Source organism: Janthinobacterium foliorum, assembly GCF_978021625.1.
In genome coordinates, this window is sequence record NZ_CDXDQE010000019.1 from 23,503 (window position 1) to 41,309 (window position 17,807).

General features: G+C 61.1%; 16 protein-coding genes and 2 tRNA genes. 12 read left to right on the plus strand and 6 right to left on the minus strand.

The window, feature by feature from the left end:
• Positions 1-69: 69 nt before the first annotated feature.
• The 3 genes from leuA to ACZ92H_RS27615 form a co-directional block, all read right to left on the minus strand.
• Positions 70-1,776 (minus strand): 2-isopropylmalate synthase, encoded by a 1,707-nt coding sequence (leuA, locus tag ACZ92H_RS27605; RefSeq protein ID WP_131377020.1) that lies wholly within the window; start codon positions 1,774-1,776, stop codon positions 70-72.
• 364 nt (positions 1,777-2,140) lie between these two features.
• Positions 2,141-2,410 (minus strand): barstar family protein, encoded by a 270-nt coding sequence (locus ACZ92H_RS27610; RefSeq protein ID WP_465051757.1) that lies wholly within the window; start codon positions 2,408-2,410, stop codon positions 2,141-2,143.
• Positions 2,411-2,424: 14 nt separating this feature from the next.
• Positions 2,425-3,087 carry a hypothetical protein gene (locus ACZ92H_RS27615; RefSeq protein ID WP_465051758.1) on the minus strand — a complete coding sequence of 221 codons (663 nt, stop codon included), beginning with the start codon at positions 3,085-3,087 and terminating at the stop codon, positions 2,425-2,427.
• A 182-nt stretch (positions 3,088-3,269) separates the two neighbouring features.
• Here ACZ92H_RS27615 and ACZ92H_RS27620 point away from each other — a divergent pair, with 182 nt between their 5' ends.
• The 6 genes from ACZ92H_RS27620 to ACZ92H_RS27645 all read left to right on the plus strand — a co-directional run bounded on the left by ACZ92H_RS27620 (position 3,270) and on the right by ACZ92H_RS27645 (position 10,627).
• Positions 3,270-4,181 (plus strand): patatin-like phospholipase family protein, encoded by a 912-nt coding sequence (locus ACZ92H_RS27620; protein ID WP_465051759.1) that lies wholly within the window; start codon positions 3,270-3,272, stop codon positions 4,179-4,181.
• 60 nt (positions 4,182-4,241) lie between these two features.
• Entirely contained in the window at positions 4,242-4,646 is a 405-nt protein-coding gene (locus ACZ92H_RS27625) for a GlcG/HbpS family heme-binding protein (protein ID WP_131377014.1), read from the plus strand.
• A gap of 476 nt (positions 4,647-5,122) precedes the next feature.
• Positions 5,123-6,301, plus strand: a complete 1,179-nt coding sequence (carA, locus tag ACZ92H_RS27630) for a glutamine-hydrolyzing carbamoyl-phosphate synthase small subunit (RefSeq protein ID WP_092610630.1) — start codon at positions 5,123-5,125, stop codon at positions 6,299-6,301.
• Positions 6,294-9,533 (plus strand): carbamoyl-phosphate synthase large subunit, encoded by a 3,240-nt coding sequence (carB, locus tag ACZ92H_RS27635; protein ID WP_131377009.1) that lies wholly within the window; start codon positions 6,294-6,296, stop codon positions 9,531-9,533. Before carA ends, carB begins: the two co-directional genes overlap by 8 nt.
• A 168-nt stretch (positions 9,534-9,701) precedes the next feature.
• Positions 9,702-10,178 carry a transcription elongation factor GreA gene (greA, locus tag ACZ92H_RS27640; protein ID WP_034757428.1) on the plus strand — a complete coding sequence of 159 codons (477 nt, stop codon included), beginning with the start codon at positions 9,702-9,704 and terminating at the stop codon, positions 10,176-10,178.
• Positions 10,178-10,627, plus strand: coding sequence for a DUF4149 domain-containing protein (locus ACZ92H_RS27645; RefSeq protein ID WP_465051760.1), 450 nt, complete (start codon positions 10,178-10,180; stop codon positions 10,625-10,627). The genes greA and ACZ92H_RS27645 overlap by 1 nt, the downstream gene beginning before the upstream one ends.
• Before the next feature lie 213 nt (positions 10,628-10,840).
• Here ACZ92H_RS27645 and ACZ92H_RS27650 read toward each other — a convergent pair whose 3' ends face one another.
• A complete protein-coding gene (locus ACZ92H_RS27650) occupies positions 10,841-11,311 on the minus strand; it encodes a YhbY family RNA-binding protein (RefSeq protein ID WP_010397237.1) in 471 nt (156 codons plus the stop codon).
• 42 nt (positions 11,312-11,353) lie between these two features.
• On the opposite strand from ACZ92H_RS27650, the gene ACZ92H_RS27655 reads away from it, so the two are divergent.
• The 6 genes from ACZ92H_RS27655 to ACZ92H_RS27680 all read left to right on the plus strand — a co-directional run bounded on the left by ACZ92H_RS27655 (position 11,354) and on the right by ACZ92H_RS27680 (position 16,821).
• Positions 11,354-12,037 carry an RlmE family RNA methyltransferase gene (locus tag ACZ92H_RS27655; RefSeq protein ID WP_290604778.1) on the plus strand — a complete coding sequence of 228 codons (684 nt, stop codon included), beginning with the start codon at positions 11,354-11,356 and terminating at the stop codon, positions 12,035-12,037.
• A 201-nt stretch (positions 12,038-12,238) separates the two neighbouring features.
• On the plus strand, positions 12,239-14,119 hold the full coding sequence (gene ftsH, locus ACZ92H_RS27660) for an ATP-dependent zinc metalloprotease FtsH (RefSeq protein WP_131377003.1): 1,881 nt from the start codon (positions 12,239-12,241) through the stop codon (positions 14,117-14,119).
• 117 nt (positions 14,120-14,236) lie between these two features.
• Complete coding sequence (gene folP, locus ACZ92H_RS27665; protein WP_465051761.1) at positions 14,237-15,070, plus strand: dihydropteroate synthase; 834 nt, start codon at positions 14,237-14,239, stop codon at positions 15,068-15,070.
• A 40-nt stretch (positions 15,071-15,110) separates the two neighbouring features.
• On the plus strand, positions 15,111-16,448 hold the full coding sequence (gene glmM / locus ACZ92H_RS27670) for a phosphoglucosamine mutase (RefSeq protein WP_465051762.1): 1,338 nt from the start codon (positions 15,111-15,113) through the stop codon (positions 16,446-16,448).
• Positions 16,449-16,575: 127 nt separating this feature from the next.
• Positions 16,576-16,652, plus strand: a tRNA-Pro gene (locus tag ACZ92H_RS27675).
• 94 nt (positions 16,653-16,746) lie between these two features.
• Positions 16,747-16,821: transfer RNA gene (locus ACZ92H_RS27680), tRNA-Arg, on the plus strand.
• Positions 16,822-16,853: 32 nt separating this feature from the next.
• Here ACZ92H_RS27680 and ACZ92H_RS27685 read toward each other — a convergent pair.
• Entirely contained in the window at positions 16,854-17,015 is a 162-nt protein-coding gene (locus tag ACZ92H_RS27685; RefSeq protein ID WP_290604774.1) for a hypothetical protein, read from the minus strand.
• A 124-nt stretch (positions 17,016-17,139) separates the two neighbouring features.
• Entirely contained in the window at positions 17,140-17,715 is a 576-nt protein-coding gene (locus ACZ92H_RS27690) for a PEP-CTERM sorting domain-containing protein (RefSeq protein ID WP_465051763.1), read from the minus strand.
• Between the last annotated feature and the right edge of the window lie 92 nt (positions 17,716-17,807).

A 17,807-nucleotide genomic window follows, 5' to 3' on the forward strand; every position in this document is an offset into this window, starting at 1 on the left:
GAAATGAAAAGCGGCACGGCGATCAAGCCGTACCGCTTTTTCTCCCTATGCGGAGGTGCTGCAGCGTACTCAGGCGGCGCTGGCGGCGACGTCGGCCGCTGTTGTTTTTTCCGCTTCCGTTTGCTTGATGCGGCGGTTCACTGCCGACAGCACGGCCTTGAACGAGGCGGTGACGATGTTGCTGTCGATGGCGGCGCCGAACAGGGTAGGGCCGTTATCGAGGCGCAATTCGACATAGCAGGCGGCCTTGGCATTGGCGCCCGAGCCGATCGAATGCTCATGGTAGTCCATCAGCTTGATGTCCAGGCCCAGCGCATTGACGAAGGCATCGATGGGGCCGTTGCCGCCGCCCTGCAGGGCCAGCGGCGACTGGCGGTGCGACAGGCTGATGTCGATTTGCACGGATTCATCGCTGCTCGTGTCTTCCACCATGCGGTGCGAGGCGTAGGCATACGGCGCCACCTGCTCCAGGTATTCCTTCTGGAAGATTTCATGGATATCCTGCGCGGCGATTTCGCGGCCCGTGGCATCGGCGACGGCTTGCACGGCGCGCGAGAATTCGATCTGCAGGCGGCGCGGCAAGACCAGGCCGTATTCCTGTTCCAGCAGGTAGGACATGCCGCCCTTGCCGGACTGGCTGTTGACGCGGATCACGGCGTCGTAGCTGCGGCCCAGGTCGGCCGGGTCGATCGGCAGGTACGGCACTTCCCAGATGCTGTCCGGTTGTTGTTTGGCGAAACCTTTCTTGATGGCATCCTGGTGCGAGCCGGAAAATGCCGTGAAGACCAGGTCGCCCGCATACGGGTGGCGCGGGTGGACGGGCAGCTGGTTGCATTCTTCCACGCACTTGCGCACGGTATCGATATCGGAAAAATCCAGGCCCGGGTGCACGCCCTGCGTATACAGATTCATCGCCAGGGTCACCAGGTCGACGTTGCCCGTGCGCTCGCCGTTGCCGAACAAGCAGCCTTCCACGCGGTCGGCGCCCGCCATCACGGCCAGTTCCGCCGAGGCGACGGCCGTGCCGCGGTCGTTATGCGGATGCACGCTGATGATGATGGAATCGCGGCGCGCCAGCTTGCGCGACATCCATTCGATCTGGTCCGCATACACGTTGGGCGTGCTGCATTCCACGGTCGATGGCAGGTTGATGATCATCTTGTTGGCGGGTGTCGGCTTCCAGATGGCGCTGACGGCGTCGCAGATGTGCTTGGAGAAATCCAGTTCCGTGGTGGAGAACGACTCCGGCGTGTATTCAAAGCCCCATTCCGTTTCCGGATGCTGCGCCACCAGTTGCTTGACCAGGGTGGTGCCGGTGGTGGCGATCTGCGTGATTTCCTCGCGCGACATGCCGAACACGACCTTGCGGAATACGGGCGCCACGGAGTTGTACAGGTGGACGATGGCGCGCTTGGCGCCGACGACGGATTCCACCGTGCGGCGGATCAGCTCTTCGCGCGACTGGGTCAGCACGATGATGGTGACGTCGTCCGGGATGCGGCCTTCATCGACGAGCTTGCGCACGAAGTCGAAGTCCGTCTGCGAGGCGGAAGGGAAGCCCACCTCGATTTCCTTCAGGCCGATGGCGATCAGCATCTCGAAGAAGCGCAGCTTCTTTTCCGCGCTCATCGGTTCGATCAGCGATTGGTTACCGTCGCGCAAGTCGGTGCTCATCCAGATAGGCGGCTTGCTGATGATCTGGTTCGGCCATTGACGGTCGGTCAATTTGACGGGAGGAAAGGCGCGGTATTTGGAAGCTGGGTTCTGCAACATCATGATCGGGTACTCCTGAAGATAGGGGGAAATCAATGGTTGTGGCGCAAGCTTGCCGGGCGGCCACGAGACACTAGGCCAGGCAAGCGATCGGTAGCGGTAGCAGTGCAGCAGCGGCGCCAGCGGGGGCGGTCGCAGGGGGAGTTACGTGTACGAATGGGGATGGTGCAAACATCATCAAACCTTCCAGGGTTTTTGAAACACGCCGGCGTGTGGCCAGGCGAAGCAATGCGGCAAACTTATGCGCGTGCTAGTAGTAGTCGCGATAGCGACAGCAGGGAAGGGGATGGATGTTTGAAGGAGGACATGCACTCAATGTAAGGGAAGTGGTGGCGGGCTGTCAAGCGTTTCCTGGCGCCACCTTGTGTCACACGTAACGCACTTGCGCCGCCCCATCCGGCATTTCCTGCGCCATGCGCGCCAGGATGCGTTGCAGGATGGCCGCATCGCGGGGCAGGCGTGCCGCGAAGGCCGACCAGCCGCGCAGCTCCAGCTGTTGCGGCATGTCCACGAGACCCGTGATGGCATCGTGGAATGCATCCCAGTTCATGCCGTAGAAGGAAGGAAAGCCCAGCGCGGCTGCCAGCGCGGCATGCAGGGGGCGTGGCGAGTTGATCCCGCTTAAGTCGATTGTCACGCAGGCTTGCCGGCTCACACTATTCCCTTGAGCAAGTTCTGCAGGTTTTGCCGCATGCCCGCGGCCACCGAGTCGTGCTGCCGCAGGATGGCGGGCGCGTCCTTGAACGGTGCCGGGTCCAGGTACAGCAGCGGCAAGTCGGCCACGGCCACGCCGCGCGGGCCGCCACGCAGGATTTCGTCCGCATGGCTGTTGATGGCGCTCACTGCGGCCTGGATGCGCGGCGTGGTGGACGTGGCCAGGCAGGCCGCCAGCGCCGCGTCGAGTTCGGCGCGCGATGGCGCTTGCGGCAGCACGGGCGCGGCGATCTGTTCCAATGGCGACATATTGACTGCCGGCATGCGGCAGGCGCGCAAGCTGTCAAGCGCCATCAGCCGGTGTGCGCCGCCTTGCCGCAGCCAGCCGGCGATGCGGGGCCAGGGCGTGCCCAGCAGGGCTGCCGCCACGCCCCATTGCCCCGCCACGGGCGAGCCGACGTTGGCGTCGATCCAGGCGATGGCATCCCCGTTGCCCGTGTAGGCCAGCAAGATGGCGTTTGCCGAGCGCAGGGCGGGCGCCTGCGTGGCCAGCACGGCGGTCAGCCAGGCGAGGGCGCCGTCGGCTGGGTGGCTGGACAGCTGCTGCGCAAACGGTGCGTGCAGGGCGCGGCTGTCGGCAAATTGCAATGCGTTGGACATGGTATTGAGAAGTAAGAAGCCAGGCGCCAGTCTAGCAGCCGCTGGGCGGCAGTGGCGCCGCGCGCTTCTGAAACTTGTCATTTGTAAACATTTAAGACAGGCTTCAGTGGCGGCGGCCCCGCTTGCGCTACAATCGGCTCTCCTTAGTTTGCCACTGCCGCGTGCGGTTCTCTCCTGCCACCATGTTCCCTAAACGCCTGACCCTGCTTGCCCTGGCCGCCTTTGCGCTGGCCGGCTGCGATACCACCGCCCCGAAACCCGTACAAGTACTGACGCCGCCCGAGCCCATGGTCGTCACGCCGCGCAAGATCAAGATCGGGCTGGCGCTGGGCGGCGGCGCGGCGCGCGGTTTCGCGCACATCGGCGTGATCAAGGCGCTTGAATCGCAGGGCATCCACGCCGATATCGTCACCGGCACCAGCGCCGGCAGCGTGGTGGGTGCCTTGTATGCGGCGGGCAACAATGGCTTCGCCCTGCAAAAGATGGCGTTCGACATGGATGAGGCGGCCATTTCCGACTGGGCCTTGCCCCTGTTCGGCAAGTCGTCCGGCGTGTTGAAAGGCGAGGCGCTGCAAAGCTATGTCAACAAGGCTGTCGGCGGCGTGCCGCTGGAAAAACTCAAAATCCCGTTTGGCGTGGTGGCGACCGACCTGAAAAATGGCCAGCCGATCCTCTTCCAGCGCGGCAATACCGGCATGGCCGTGCGCGCCTCGTCGGCCGTGCCGGGCGTGTTCCAGCCCGTCACCATTGCCGGCCACACCTATGTCGATGGCGGCCTCGTCGCTCCCGTGCCCGTGCGCTTTGCGCGCGACATGGGCGCCGATTTCATCATCGCCGTGAATATCTCGTCGCAAACGGATACGCAAAAAGCCATCAGCTCGATGGAAGTGCTGATGCAAACGTTCGCCATCATGGGCCAGCGCATCAACCAGTTCGAGCTGAAGGATGCGGACGTGGTCATCCAGCCCAGCCTGGGCACCATGAAGGGCAATGATTTCAATAGCCGCAACCAGGCCATCCTGGCGGGCGAACAGGCGACCTTTGCCGTGATGGCGCAGCTCAAGCAAAAGCTGAAAGCAAAGCGCGAGCAGTAGGCGCCGATTCCGGCCCCGCATTTCGTATACAATTTTGCTTCAACATAACAAGGATGCCCCATGCAATCGAAACCGGTTTTGACCCTGGAAGACGTGAAGAAAATCGCTGCTGCCGCCGAAGCGGAAGCGCTCAAGAATAACTGGGCGGTCACGATCGCCATCGTCGACGACGGCGGCCACCTGCTGTGGCTGCAGCGCCTCGATGGCGTGGCGCCGATTTCCGCGCACATCGCGCCGGCCAAGGCCAAGACGGCCGCGCTGGGCCGCCGCGAATCGCGCATCTATGAAGAGCTGATCAATGGCGGCCGCGTGTCGTTCCTGAGCGCGCCGGAAATCGAAGGCATGCTGGAAGGCGGCGTGCCCATCGTCTTTGAAGGACACCACCTGGGCGCCGTCGGCGTGTCGGGCGTGAAGTCGACGGAAGATGCGCAGATCGCCAAAGCCGGTATCGCCGCCTTGGTGTGATGGACACGTGGCCAAACCTACTGCGCGGCGCGCTGTGCGGCCGGCGATGCTCACCGTACTTTAGTACGGTTGCGCTTCTTGGCCGCAAGGGGGGGGCGCCGAGCCTCACATCCGCTCGCTACGGTTTTGCCAGGTGTCGTGACGTCAACTGTGATTTATCTGCTTTAAGTAATAACCGCAATTGCATAGTTCAGAAGAATGAACAAGCCGCCCCGCGCCAGCCGGGCGGCTTTTTTCATGGGGCAGGGAATTTATGCTGCCGCGCAAAAAATGCCGCCGATCTTGAATTTTCTTCCTTGTGGAAAAGCTTCCTTTTGGTTATAATTCAAAGGTTTAGCCAATCACACATATACCGTAGCGACTACCCATCCCCTCATTCAAAATGACCGTTGAAACGCCCTGAGTGCATCTGGCTCGGGTATCTAGGCGGTCGGTCTGACGTGGCGCAGCTACGGTAACTTTATCAGGAGTTGCCCTTGCCGCCATTTTTTTCTGGCCCTGCCGTTCCAGCCATATTAGCGCTTGCTGATGGAACGATCTTTAAAGGTTTTTCGATCGGTGCCGCCGGTCATACCACGGGTGAGGTTGTTTTCAACACCTCCATGACCGGGTATCAGGAAATCCTTACCGACCCAAGCTATTGCCGCCAGATGGTCACCCTGACCTATCCCCATATCGGCAATACGGGCGTCAATCCGGAAGACGTCGAGTCTTCCAAGGTTCACGCCGCTGGCCTCATCATCCGCGATCTGCCATTGCTGGCATCCAATTTCCGTTCCACCCTTTCCCTGTCCGACTACCTGAAAGCTGAAAATATCGTCGCCATCGCCGGCATCGATACACGCAAGCTCACGCGCATCCTGCGTGAAAAAGGTGCGCAGGGCGGCGCCATCCTCGTCGGTACGCAAGGCAACGAGCCATCCGCCGCGCAAGCGCTGGAACTGGCCCGCTCCTTCCCTGGCCTGGCCGGCATGGACCTGGCCAAGGTCGTGTCCAGCAAGGATGCCTACGAATACCGCGAAACGGAATGGACCCTGGGCGAAGGCTATGGCCAGCTGGCGGACGCCGACGCGAAATACCACGTGGTCGCTTTCGACTACGGCGTCAAGCGCAACATCCTGCGCATGCTGACGGCGCGCGGCTGCAAGGTCACCGTGCTGCCGGCGCAAGCGACGGCCGCCGACGCCCTGGCGCTGAACCCGGACGGCATCTTCCTGTCGAACGGTCCCGGCGATCCGGAACCATGCGACTACGCGATCGCGGCGACCAAGGAATTGATCGAGAAGGGCATCCCGACCTTCGGCATCTGCCTGGGCCACCAGATCATGGCCATCGCTTCCGGCGCAAAAACGCTGAAGATGAAGTTCGGCCACCACGGCGCCAACCACCCGGTGCAAGACCTGGAAACCAAGCAAGTCTTGATTACCTCGCAAAACCACGGTTTCGCAGTCGACGCGGCAACCTTGCCCGCGAACTGCCGCGTGACCCATGAATCGCTGTTCGACGGCTCCCTGCAGGGCTTTGCCCGCACGGACAAGCCGGCCTTCTGCTTCCAGGGTCACCCTGAAGCGTCGCCGGGCCCGATGGATGTTGCTTACCTGTTTGACCGCTTCATCAACCTGATGGCTGCGGAGGAGAAAAAGAAAAATGCCTAAACGTTTAGATATTAAAAGTATTCTGATTATTGGCGCTGGCCCGATCGTGATCGGCCAGGCCTGCGAATTCGATTATTCCGGCGCGCAAGCGTGCAAGGCCCTGCGCGAAGAGGGCTACAAAGTCATCCTGGTCAACAGCAACCCCGCGACCATCATGACCGACCCGGAAATGGCCGACGTCACCTACATCGAGCCGATCACCTGGTCGGTGGTCGAGCGCATCATCGCCAAGGAGCGTCCTGACGCCATCCTGCCGACGATGGGCGGCCAGACGGCGCTGAACTGCGCCCTGGACCTGTTCAACAATGGCGTGCTGGCAAAATACAACGTCGAACTGATCGGCGCGTCGCCGGAAGCCATCGACAAAGCGGAAGACCGTTCCAAGTTCAAGGACGCGATGACCAAGATCGGCCTCGGTTCGGCCCGTTCCGGCGTGGCGCACTCGATGGAAGAATCGTGGGCCGTGCAGCGCACCCTGGGCTTCCCGACCATCATCCGTCCATCGTTCACCATGGGCGGCTCCGGCGGCGGCATCGCCTACAACGAAGAAGAATTCGAAACCATCTGCAAGCGCGGCCTGGAAGCATCGCCGACGAAAGAGCTGCTGATCGAAGAATCGCTGCTGGGCTGGAAAGAGTACGAGATGGAAGTGGTGCGCGACAAGGCGGACAACTGCATCATCATCTGCTCGATCGAAAACCTCGATCCGATGGGCGTGCACACGGGCGATTCCATCACGGTGGCGCCAGCGCAGACCCTGACGGACAAGGAATACCAGATCATGCGCAACGCCTCGCTGGCCGTGCTGCGCGAGATCGGCGTCGACACGGGCGGTTCGAACGTGCAATTCTCGATCAACCCCGTCGATGGCCGCATGATCGTCATCGAGATGAATCCGCGCGTGTCGCGTTCGTCGGCCCTGGCGTCGAAAGCGACGGGTTTCCCGATCGCCAAGATCGCCGCCAAGCTGGCCGTCGGTTTCACCCTGGACGAGCTGCGCAATGAAATCACGGGCGGCGCCACGCCGGCATCGTTCGAGCCGTCGATCGATTACGTCGTCACGAAGATCCCCCGTTTCACGTTCGAAAAATTCCCCACTGCCGACCACCACCTGACGACGCAGATGAAATCCGTCGGCGAAGTGATGGCCATCGGCCGTACCTTCCAGGAATCGTTCCAGAAAGCCTTGCGCGGCCTGGAAGTGGGCGTGGACGGCATGAACGAAAAAACCAAGGACCGCGAAAAGATCGAAGAGGAACTGGGCGAGCCTGGTCCTGAGCGCATCTGGTACGTGGGCGACGCATTTGCCCAGGGCTTTACCCTGGAAGAAGTGCACCAGCTGACCAAGATCGACCCATGGTTCCTGATCCAGATCAAGGAAATCGTCGACCTGGAACTGTGGCTGGACACGCAGAAGCTGGAAAACCTGGACAAGAACACCCTGTACAAGCTGAAACAGAAGGGCTTCTCGGACCGCCGCCTGGGCTTCCTGCTGCAGACGACCGACACGGCCGTGCGCCAGCAGCGCCATGCGCTGAACATCCGTCCCGTCTACAAGCGCGTCGATACGTGCGCGGCGGAATTTTCGACCGACACGGCGTACATGTATTCCACGTACGACGAAGAGTGCGAATCGAATCCGACCGACAAGAAAAAGATCATGGTGCTGGGCGGTGGCCCGAACCGTATCGGCCAGGGCATCGAGTTTGACTATTGCTGCGTCCACGCGGCCCTCGCCATGCGCGAAGACGGCTACGAGACCATCATGGTCAACTGCAACCCGGAAACCGTGTCGACCGACTACGATACCTCGGACCGCCTGTACTTTGAATCGCTGACGCTGGAAGACGTGCTGGAAATCGTCGCCATCGAAAAACCGGTGGGCGTGATCGTGCAGTACGGCGGCCAGACGCCGCTGAAACTGGCGCTGGACCTGGAAGCCAATGGCGTGCCCATCATCGGCACCTCGCCGGACATGATCGACGCTGCCGAAGACCGCGAGCGTTTCCAGCAAATGCTGCACACGCTGGAGCTGCGCCAGCCGCCTAACCGCACGGCGCGCACGGAAGCCGACGCTTTGGCCCTGGCGCAGGAAATCGGCTACCCGCTGGTCGTGCGTCCATCGTACGTGCTGGGCGGCCGCGCCATGGAAATCGTCCACGAGCAGCGCGACCTGGAGCGCTACATGCGCGAAGCCGTCAAGGTCTCGCACGATTCGCCGGTGCTGCTGGACCGCTTCCTGAACGACGCCATCGAGTGCGACGTCGACTGCATCTCCGACGGCGAAACAACGTTCATCGGCGGCGTGATGGAACACATCGAACAGGCAGGCGTCCATTCGGGCGACTCGGCTTGCTCCTTGCCGCCGTATTCGCTGGCGCCGGAAACCATCGAGGAACTGAAGCGCCAGACGGCGCTGATGGCCAAGGGCCTGAACGTGGTCGGCCTGATGAACGTGCAGTTCGCGATCCAGAAGCAAGAGATCGAGGGCCAGATGAAAGACGTCGTCTTCGTGCTGGAAGTCAATCCACGCGCCTCGCGCACCGTGCCTTTCGTGTCGAAGGCCACGGGCCTGCAACTGGCGAAGATCGCCGCGCGCTGCATGGTGGGCCAGTCGCTGGCATCGCAAGGCATCACGCAGGAAGTCGTGCCGCCATACTTCAGCGTCAAGGAAGCCGTGTTCCCGTTCGTCAAGTTCCCGGGCGTGGACACCATCCTGGGCCCTGAAATGAAGTCGACGGGCGAAGTCATGGGCGTCGGACTGACCTTCGGCGAAGCGTTCGTGAAGTCGCAGCTGGGCGCCGGCGTCAACCTGCCGAAGTCGGGCAAGGTCTTCATCAGCGTGAAAGCGTCGGACAAGCCGCGCGCCGTGCAAGTGGCGCGTGACCTGGTCGAGTCCGGTTTCACCGTGGTCGCCACCAAGGGCACGGCCGCCGTGATCGCTGCTGCCGGCATCGCCGTCACGCCAGTGAACAAGGTGATCGAAGGCCGTCCGCACGTGGTCGACATGATCAAGAACCATGAAATCGTGCTGGTGATCAACACCGTGGAAGAAAAACGCAGCGCCATCGTCGATTCGCGGGCCATCCGCACCTCGGCCCTGGCCTCGCGCGTGACGACCTACACCACCATCGCCGGCGCGGAAGCGGCCGTCGAAGGCATCCGTCACCTCGACGAACTGCGCGTGTATGATCTGCAAGGCCTGCACAAGACCCTGCAGCAAGCTGAGTAGTCCGCGTGTCATTTGCAGTGGCCGCCGTTAGGCGGTACACTGCATGCTTATCAACCACAGAGTTCCGTGCAGAGCAGCGCGCGGCCTCTGTGGTTTTCACTTGGTAAGTCCGTTACCGTGATTAAACACAGGCAACGGCGCCGATAACTAGCAGATAGTAGAGATAACATGACTTCAGTCCCATTGACCAAATACGGCGCAGAACTCTTGAAAGAAGAGCTGCATCATTTGAAGACCAAGGAACGCCGCATCGTCATCGATGCGATCGCCGAAGCGCGTTCGCATGGCGACCTGTCGGAAAACGCCGAATATGACGCCGCCAAGGAGCGCCAGGCGTTCGTGGAAGGCCGCATCGCCGAACTCGAAGGCAAGCTGGGCGCCGCGCAAATCATCGACCCGACCGCGCTGGACGCGGAAGGCCGCGTGGTGTTTGCCTCGACCGTGAACCTGGAAGACCTGGAGTCGGGCCAGAAAGTCACCTACCAGATCGTCGGCCTCGATGAAGCGGACCTGAAAATGAACAAGGTGTCCGTGACGTCCCCGATCGCCCGCGCGCTGATCGGCAAGTACGCCGGCGACGTGGTGGAAGTGCAGGCGCCGTCCGGCCCGCGCGAATACGAAATCCTGGAAGTACTGTACATCTGATGCTGAGCCGCGTGCGCATCCTCGTTGCCACCCTGTGGGCCGGCAGCCTGTGGACCATCGGCTTCATCGTGGCGCCCACCCTGTTTGCTAGCTTGGGCGACCGCGTGCTGGCTGGCAATATCGCCGGCAGCATGTTCCGCGCCGAAGCCTGGCTGTCCATCGTCTGTGCGCTGGTGCTGCTGGCCTTGCTGCAATGGAGTCCCGGCGCGCTGGAGCCGAAGCGCCGCCGCCTGCTGGGCGCGCTGGTGCTGTCGATGCTGGTGTGCGCATTGCTCAGCCATTTCGGCATCACGCCGCTGATGGCGGAACTCAAGGCGCAAGCCCAGGGTTCGGCGGGCATCATGGACGAGGCCATGCGCAGCCGTTTCGGCCTGCTGCATGGCGTGTCGACCGTGATCTTTGCCGTGCAGAGCTTGCTCGCAGGCGTGCTGATCTGGAAACAGCAGTAATCGCCTCGCGTGTTGTCGGCTTACGCGCTGCGCGCTAATCCGACCTACCTGGCTACACGTAGGTCGGCTTTGCGAGGCCGCAGGCCACGCGTAATCCGACAAGCGCCGGGGTGTGAATATCGTAATAGCAATAAAAAAGCGGAGCGATGGAAAATCCCATGCTCCGCTTCTTGTTTCAAGCCCGGCCGCCTTGCGGTGGCCGGGTGAACAGGCTTACTTGCTGCCCAGTGCGCTTTTCTTGGCGCTCTTCTGGCGTGGCTTGGCACGCTTGATGGAGCCGCCTTCGGTAACGCGCTCGTTGCCCTTGATCATGACTTTCGTCACGCTGGGGCGCTTGGTGCCGCTGGCGCTGGCCTTGACGATGGTCACTTCGCGCATGCCTTTGCCGGCGCTGACCTTCTCCTTAACCACTTCTTTTTTCGGACGGTAGATTACCAGCAGTTTGCCAATATGTTGTACCGGGGCGGCGCCGAGATTGCCGCAAATCGTATCGTACATTCCGACGCGGGCTTCGCGGTCGTCGCCGAACACGCGGACTTTAATCAGGCCGTGCGAATCCAGGCCAAGGTCGATCTCTTTGAGGACAGCAGGTGTCAAGCCCGCTTCGCCAATGATGACGATAGGCTTCAGCGCGTGTGCTTCGGCGCGCAGTGCGCTGCGCTCTACGGGTGTAAGTTTTAGCATAATAATATTTAGTAATTCCCTTAAAAGCAGTATTCTACGCGAATGGCAAAGAAGAAATTAAACAAAAACTGGTTGCACGACCACATAAATGATCCTTATGTGAAGTTGGCGCAAAAAGAGGGCTACCGTGCCCGGGCAGCATACAAGCTGAAAGAAATCGATGAAGACGAAAAACTGATCAAACCTGGCCAGGTGATCGTCGACCTGGGCTGCACTCCTGGCAGCTGGGCCCAGTACACGCGGCGCAAGCTGGCCGGCAAGGATGGCGGCGGGGTCAATGGTACCCTGATTGGCCTGGACATGCTGGAAATGGAGCCGATCGCCGATTTCCACTTCATCCAGGGCGATTTCCGCGAGTCGCGCGTGCTGCGCCAGCTGGAAGTGGTGTTGCAAGGCCGCAAGGTCGACCTGGTCCTGTCGGACATGGCGCCCAACCTGTCGGGCATCGCCACGGCCGATGCCGCGCGCATGGAACACCTGATCGACCTGGCCATCGAATTTTCGCAATTGCATTTGAAACCGTCCGGCGTGCTGCTGGTGAAATGTTTCAAAGACATGGGTTTCAGCCAGATCGTGGAGAAATTCCGCGCCGAATTCAAGGTCGTGGTGCAGAAAAAGCCCAAGGCCAGCCGCGATAAATCATCGGAAATCTTCCTGATGGGCCGTGGAATCAAGAATCCGCTGAAAAATGCCGTTGAAGAAGATGATTCCGCTCTTGATATTTAAGGCCGAATCCGCACATGGGAACGAGAAGTGCTGTAGGAACGATGGCGTAAAAGCCTAAATTGTTTATACTGCATTTTTTTGCGTGAACGCGATTTTTTCGCGCGCACGGATCGGCGGGCTTTGGCACGGCCCGCTTATTGCGAGTAAAATCGTGTTTCTAGCTATAGGTAAAGAGATGCGCACTGCATCCAAGGAGTCTTCGTGAATAACATGTTTTCCAAATCTGCCATCTGGGTAGTCGTATTGCTGCTGTTGTTCATGCTGTTCAAGCAATTCGACAGTCATGGCGCCACAGGCGGCAGCAAGGCCATCGCTTATTCCGATTTGCTGGATGAAGTCAAAGCCAAGCGCGTCAAGGATGTCGTGATCGAAGGTTCGTCGATCACCGCCAAGCTGATGGACGACACCAAGGTGCGTACCACCGCAACGAGTCTCGACAAGGGCCTGATCGGCGACTTGCGCGACAATGGCGTGCATTTCGACGTGCGCCCGCCCGAGGAAGCGTCTTTCCTGCAAACTATTTTTGTTTCCTGGTTCCCCATGCTGCTGTTGATCGGCGTGTGGGTATTCTTCATGCGGCAGATGCAAGGCGGCGGCAAGGGCGGGGCATTCTCGTTCGGCAAGTCGAAGGCGCGCATGATGGATGAAGCCAGCAACACCGTCACCTTCGCCGATGTCGCCGGTTGCGACGAAGCGAAAGAAGAAGTCAACGAAGTGGTGGACTTCCTCAAGGACCCGAGCAAATTCCAGAAACTGGGCGGCCGCATTCCCCGCGGCGTGCTGATGGTCGGTCCTCCGGGCACGGGTAAAACCCTGCTGGCGCGCGCCATCGCCGGCGAGGCCAAGGTGCCGTTCTTCTCGATTTCCGGTTCCGACTTCGTGGAAATGTTCGTCGGCGTGGGTGCTTCCCGTGTCCGCGACATGTTCGAGAACGCGAAAAAGCATTCGCCGTGCATCATTTTCATCGATGAGATCGATGCTGTCGGCCGTCACCGTGGCGCCGGCATGGGCGGCGGGAACGACGAACGCGAACAGACCTTGAACCAGCTGCTGGTCGAGATGGACGGTTTTGAAGCGAACTCCGGCGTCATCGTCGTGGCCGCCACCAACCGCGCCGACGTGCTCGACAAGGCGCTGCTGCGTCCAGGCCGTTTCGACCGCCAGGTATCCGTCGGCTTGCCCGATATCCGCGGCCGTGAACAGATCTTGAACGTGCACATGCGCAAAGTACCTATCGGTACCGACGTGAAAGCCGATATCCTGGCCCGCGGCACCCCTGGTTTCTCGGGCGCGGATCTGGCCAACCTGGTCAACGAAGCCGCCCTGTTCGCCGCGCGCCGCAGCAAGCGTCTGGTGGAAATGATCGACTTCGAAGACGCGAAAGACAAGATCTACATGGGTCCCGAGCGTAAGTCGATGATCATCCGCGAGGAAGAGCGTCGCAATACGGCGTACCATGAGTCCGGTCACGCCGTGGTGGCCAAGCTGCTGCCGAAGGCCGATCCCGTGCACAAGGTAACGATCATGCCGCGCGGCTGGGCCCTGGGCCTGACCTGGCAGCTGCCGGAACACGATAACTTGTCCGCCTACAAGGACAAGATGCTGGAAGAAATTTCCATCCTGTTCGGCGGCCGTATCGCGGAAGAGATTTTCGTCGGCCAGATGTCCACGGGCGCGTCGAACGATTTCTCGCGCGCCACCAAGCTGGCCCGCTCCATGGTGACCCGCTTCGGCATGTCCGACAGCATGGGCGTGATGGTCTACGAAGACAGCGAAAACGAAGGTTTCTTCGGTGGCGCGACGAAGACGATCTCGGAAGCGACCCAGCAAAAGGTCGATGCGGAAATCCGCAACATCCTCGACAAGCAATACGCCCTGGCGCGCAAGTTGCTGGAAGAGAACCGCGACAAGGTCGAAATGATGACCAAAGCCTTGCTGGAATGGGAAACCATTGATGCAGAGCAAATCAATGACATCATGGCCGGCCTGGAGCCGCGTCCACCGAAAGTCATTCCGCCGCGCCGCAATGCGGGCGACAGCGGCACGGGCGGCATCTCGCCCAACGTGACGGCACCGGCCTGATAGCAGCCGCTGCTTCATTAGTGGCGGCAATAGAAGGGTGAGCAAGAAGGGTAAGGAGCGATCCTTGCCCTTTTTCGTTGCTGCCGCAGTTTTTTCCTGACGACTAAAAAGAGTTACATGCGACACTATTTGCAATTCGGCCGCTTCGGCTTCAACCTGCAGGGCACGCAGGCGCTGGTGATGGGCATCCTGAACATCACGCCCGATTCGTTTTCCGATGCGGGGCAATATCAACACCTGGAGTTTGCCCTGTCGCGCGCCGAGCAGATGATTGCCGACGGCGCCGACATCATCGACATCGGCGGCGAATCGAGCCGCCCTGGCGCGCCGCCGCTGCCGCTGCAGGATGAGCTGCAGCGCGTCATGCCCGTGCTGTACGCCTTGCGCGACTGCGGCAAGCCCCTGTCCGTCGATACCTACAAGCCGGAAGTGATGCGCGAAGCCATCCTGGCCGGCGCCGACATGATCAATGACATCAACGGTTTCCGCGCGCCGGGCGCCATCGAGGCGGTGCAGGGCAGCGACTGTGCGCTGTGCATCATGCACATGCAAAGCGTGCCGCAAACCATGCAGGACCAGCCCCGGTACGAGGATGTGGTGCGCGAAGTCATCGCCTTCCTGCGCGAGCGGGTCGATACCATGGTGGCGGCCGGCATCGAGCGCGAACGCCTGTGCATCGATCCTGGCTTTGGTTTCGGCAAGACGGTGGAGCAGAATTACGCCTTATTGCGCGCCACGCGCCAGTTGCGCAGCGAACTGGGCCTGCCCGTGCTGGCCGGCCTGTCGCGCAAGTCGATGATAGGCGCCGTCACGGGACGCCCCGTCGAGCAGCGCCTGGCCGGCAGCGTCGCGGGCGCCCTGGCTGCGGTAGCGCAAGGTGCAGAAATTATCCGTGTGCATGATGTTGCTGAAACTGTCGATGCGCTGAAGGTCTGGCGCATGGCCCACTGACCCTGTAAAATTATAATATACACAATAAAAGAGAAATACTATGACGCGTAAATATTTTGGTACCGATGGCATCCGTGGCCTGGTGGGCACGACTCCGATCACCCCCGATTTCGTCATGCGCCTCGGTTATGCGGCTGGCAAGGTGCTGGCCGAGTCGCAGGGCGGCAAGGCGCGCCCGACGGTGCTGATCGGCAAGGACACGCGCATTTCCGGCTATATGCTGGAAGCGGCGCTGGAAGCGGGCCTGTCGGCCGCCGGCGTGGACGTGATGCTGGCCGGCCCCATGCCGACCCCGGCGATCGCCTACCTGACGCGGGCACTGCGCTTGGCGGCGGGCGTGGTGATTTCCGCTTCGCACAATCCCTACCAGGACAATGGCATCAAGTTCTTTTCCGGCCAGGGCACCAAGCTGCCCGACAGCGTGGAGCTGGAAATCGAGGCGGCGCTCGACGCGCCCATGGCCTGCGTGACGTCGGACAAGCTGGGCCGCGCCAAGCGCCTCGACGATGCCCAGGGCCGCTACATCGAATTTTGCAAGAGCACCTTCCCGAACGAACTGGACCTGCGTGGCCTGAAGATCGTCGTCGATTGCGCCCACGGCGCGGCCTACCATATCGCGCCGCACGTCTTCCATGAGCTGGGTGCGGAAGTCATTGCCATCGGCAACAAGCCTGACGGTTTCAACATCAACGCGGGCTTTGGCGCCACGGCGACGGCCGCCATGGCCGCGGCCGTGGTCGAGCATGGCGCCGACCTGGGCATCGCGCTCGACGGCGACGCCGACCGCCTGATCATGTGCGACGCCACGGGCCGCCTGTATAACGGCGATGAATTGCTGTACGTGATGGTGAAGGACCGCCTGGCGACGGGACCCGTGGCCGGTGCCGTCGGCACCCTGATGACCAACATGGCGCTGGAAGTGCTGTTCAAGCAGCAAGGCATCGGCTTCGCGCGCGCCAAGGTGGGCGACCGCTACGTGCTGGAAGTCATGAAGGAAAAGGGCTGGATACTGGGCGGCGAAGGTTCGGGTCACCTGCTGTGCCTGGACAAGCACACGACGGGCGACGGTATCGTCTCCGCGCTGCAAGTGTTGTCCGCGCTCAAGCGCAGCGGTCAGAGCCTGCAGCAATGCCTGGAGGAACTGGTGCTGTTCCCGCAAACCTTGATCAACCTGCGCGTGGCGCCCGGTTTCGACTGGCAGAAAAACGCCGCCATGGTGGCCGAGAAGGAGCAGGTCGAGGCCGAGCTGGGCGACACGGGCCGCGTGCTGATCCGCGCTTCCGGTACGGAACCGCTGATCCGCGTGATGGTGGAAGCCAAGGACAAGGAGAAGGCCGAGTCGATGGCGCGCCGCATCGCCGACAAGGTCGGAGGCTGAAAACGTCCAGGGCGGCGCTGCACTGAACGTTTTCAGCAAGCTTCTCCCGGTAGGGGTGATAGTTATTTCCATCTAATTCGCCTATGGCAATTGACGAAATTGGGTGGGGGCGTTATTATCTTGTCTTCGGAGTGTGGCGCAGCCCGGTAGCGCACCTGGTTTGGGACCAGGGGGTCCAAGGTTCGAATCCTTGTACTCCGACCAAAGTCATAAGCGGGCTGTCAGAAATGACAGCCCGTTTTCTATTCCGCGCAGCCATGTCATTGCTGACGCGCATGGATTAAAATACTGCACCTTTCCGCCCATCGTTCAACGGATAGGACAACGGTCTTCTAAACCGTGAATGGGGGTTCGATTCCCTCTGGGCGGACCAGTTTCAGACTGGCCATTTCCCTGCGTGCCGCTTCACGGCCGCGCAAACAATACCTCACTCAGCAAATACAGCAGCGGCGGCGCGCACAACAGCGCGGACCATAGCGGCCGCATTTTCTTGCGCGCCAGCTGCGTCAGACGCAGCCGTTCTCGCACGGGCAATCGCGTGCGCGTCTGGAATGGTGGCTTGTGCATGCATGCTCTCCCGCATGATCGATGATGTCATCGAGCATAGCGGGAGAGGTATCAATGTTGCGTAAAGAATGGGCAGGCAGGCATCAATGCGGCGTAAAAACCGCATTGGCGATAGCCGTGCCGCTCACGAAGAGCGGCGCCGCGCCATCCAGCCCAGCATGCCAAGGCCCGCCAGCAGCATGGCATAGGTTTCCGGTTCCGGCACGGGGGAGATGAAGGCGCGGTAGTTGCTCAAGTCCTTGGGCAGGCCGGCGATCGTGAACGTGGTGCCGGCTGCCACGGGTGCCGCCCAGTGAAACAGCAGTTCTCCCTTGCCAAAATGGATGGCCAGGTAGTCATACGCGGCCGCGCTCGTATAGGAATTCACGCCGCCGCTGAAGCTGCCACTGGTGCCGGCGGTACAGCCTGACGTGGGATTGTCGCAATAGGACGCGGCTGCGCCGACGGCATTCAGGCCGCTCAAGCCAAACTGGGCATTGACGATGCTGCGGATATTTGCCGGACTCTGTGGCGTGATATTGTCATTGTAGTATTTTACCTGCACGGCCGGCGACGGCGTATACGTGACGCTGCTCGATCCGATGAGAAATCCGCTGGCCGGTCCCAGGTCGACCCATGTGGCGGCTTGCGCCGCCCCCGCAAGCAGGCCCATGGTGGCGAATGCGGATGCCCTGAGGGCGATATGCTCGATGCTCTTCATGAAAATCCCCTTGTTATATGCTGGCTTGACTGCGGCCGGCTTGACTGCGGCTAGCTTGACTGCGGCAAGATGCGCGCCTTCTCGGCGAGGCG

Coding starts and splice junctions, on each gene's coding strand:
- carB (WP_131377009.1), top strand. CDS start 6,294: ATGCCTAAACGTTTAGATATTAAAAGTATTCTGATTATTGGCGCTGGC.
- ACZ92H_RS27620 (WP_465051759.1), top strand. CDS start 3,270: ATGTTCCCTAAACGCCTGACCCTGCTTGCCCTGGCCGCCTTTGCGCTG.
- greA (WP_034757428.1), top strand. CDS start 9,702: ATGACTTCAGTCCCATTGACCAAATACGGCGCAGAACTCTTGAAAGAA.
- ACZ92H_RS27685 (WP_290604774.1), bottom strand. CDS start 17,015: ATGCACAAGCCACCATTCCAGACGCGCACGCGATTGCCCGTGCGAGAA.
- ACZ92H_RS27650 (WP_010397237.1), bottom strand. CDS start 11,311: ATGCTAAAACTTACACCCGTAGAGCGCAGCGCACTGCGCGCCGAAGCA.
- leuA (WP_131377020.1), bottom strand. CDS start 1,776: ATGATGTTGCAGAACCCAGCTTCCAAATACCGCGCCTTTCCTCCCGTC.
- ACZ92H_RS27615 (WP_465051758.1), bottom strand. CDS start 3,087: ATGTCCAACGCATTGCAATTTGCCGACAGCCGCGCCCTGCACGCACCG.
- ACZ92H_RS27655 (WP_290604778.1), top strand. CDS start 11,354: ATGGCAAAGAAGAAATTAAACAAAAACTGGTTGCACGACCACATAAAT.
- folP (WP_465051761.1), top strand. CDS start 14,237: ATGCGACACTATTTGCAATTCGGCCGCTTCGGCTTCAACCTGCAGGGC.
- glmM (WP_465051762.1), top strand. CDS start 15,111: ATGACGCGTAAATATTTTGGTACCGATGGCATCCGTGGCCTGGTGGGC.
- ACZ92H_RS27690 (WP_465051763.1), bottom strand. CDS start 17,715: ATGAAGAGCATCGAGCATATCGCCCTCAGGGCATCCGCATTCGCCACC.
- ACZ92H_RS27645 (WP_465051760.1), top strand. CDS start 10,178: ATGCTGAGCCGCGTGCGCATCCTCGTTGCCACCCTGTGGGCCGGCAGC.
- ACZ92H_RS27625 (WP_131377014.1), top strand. CDS start 4,242: ATGCAATCGAAACCGGTTTTGACCCTGGAAGACGTGAAGAAAATCGCT.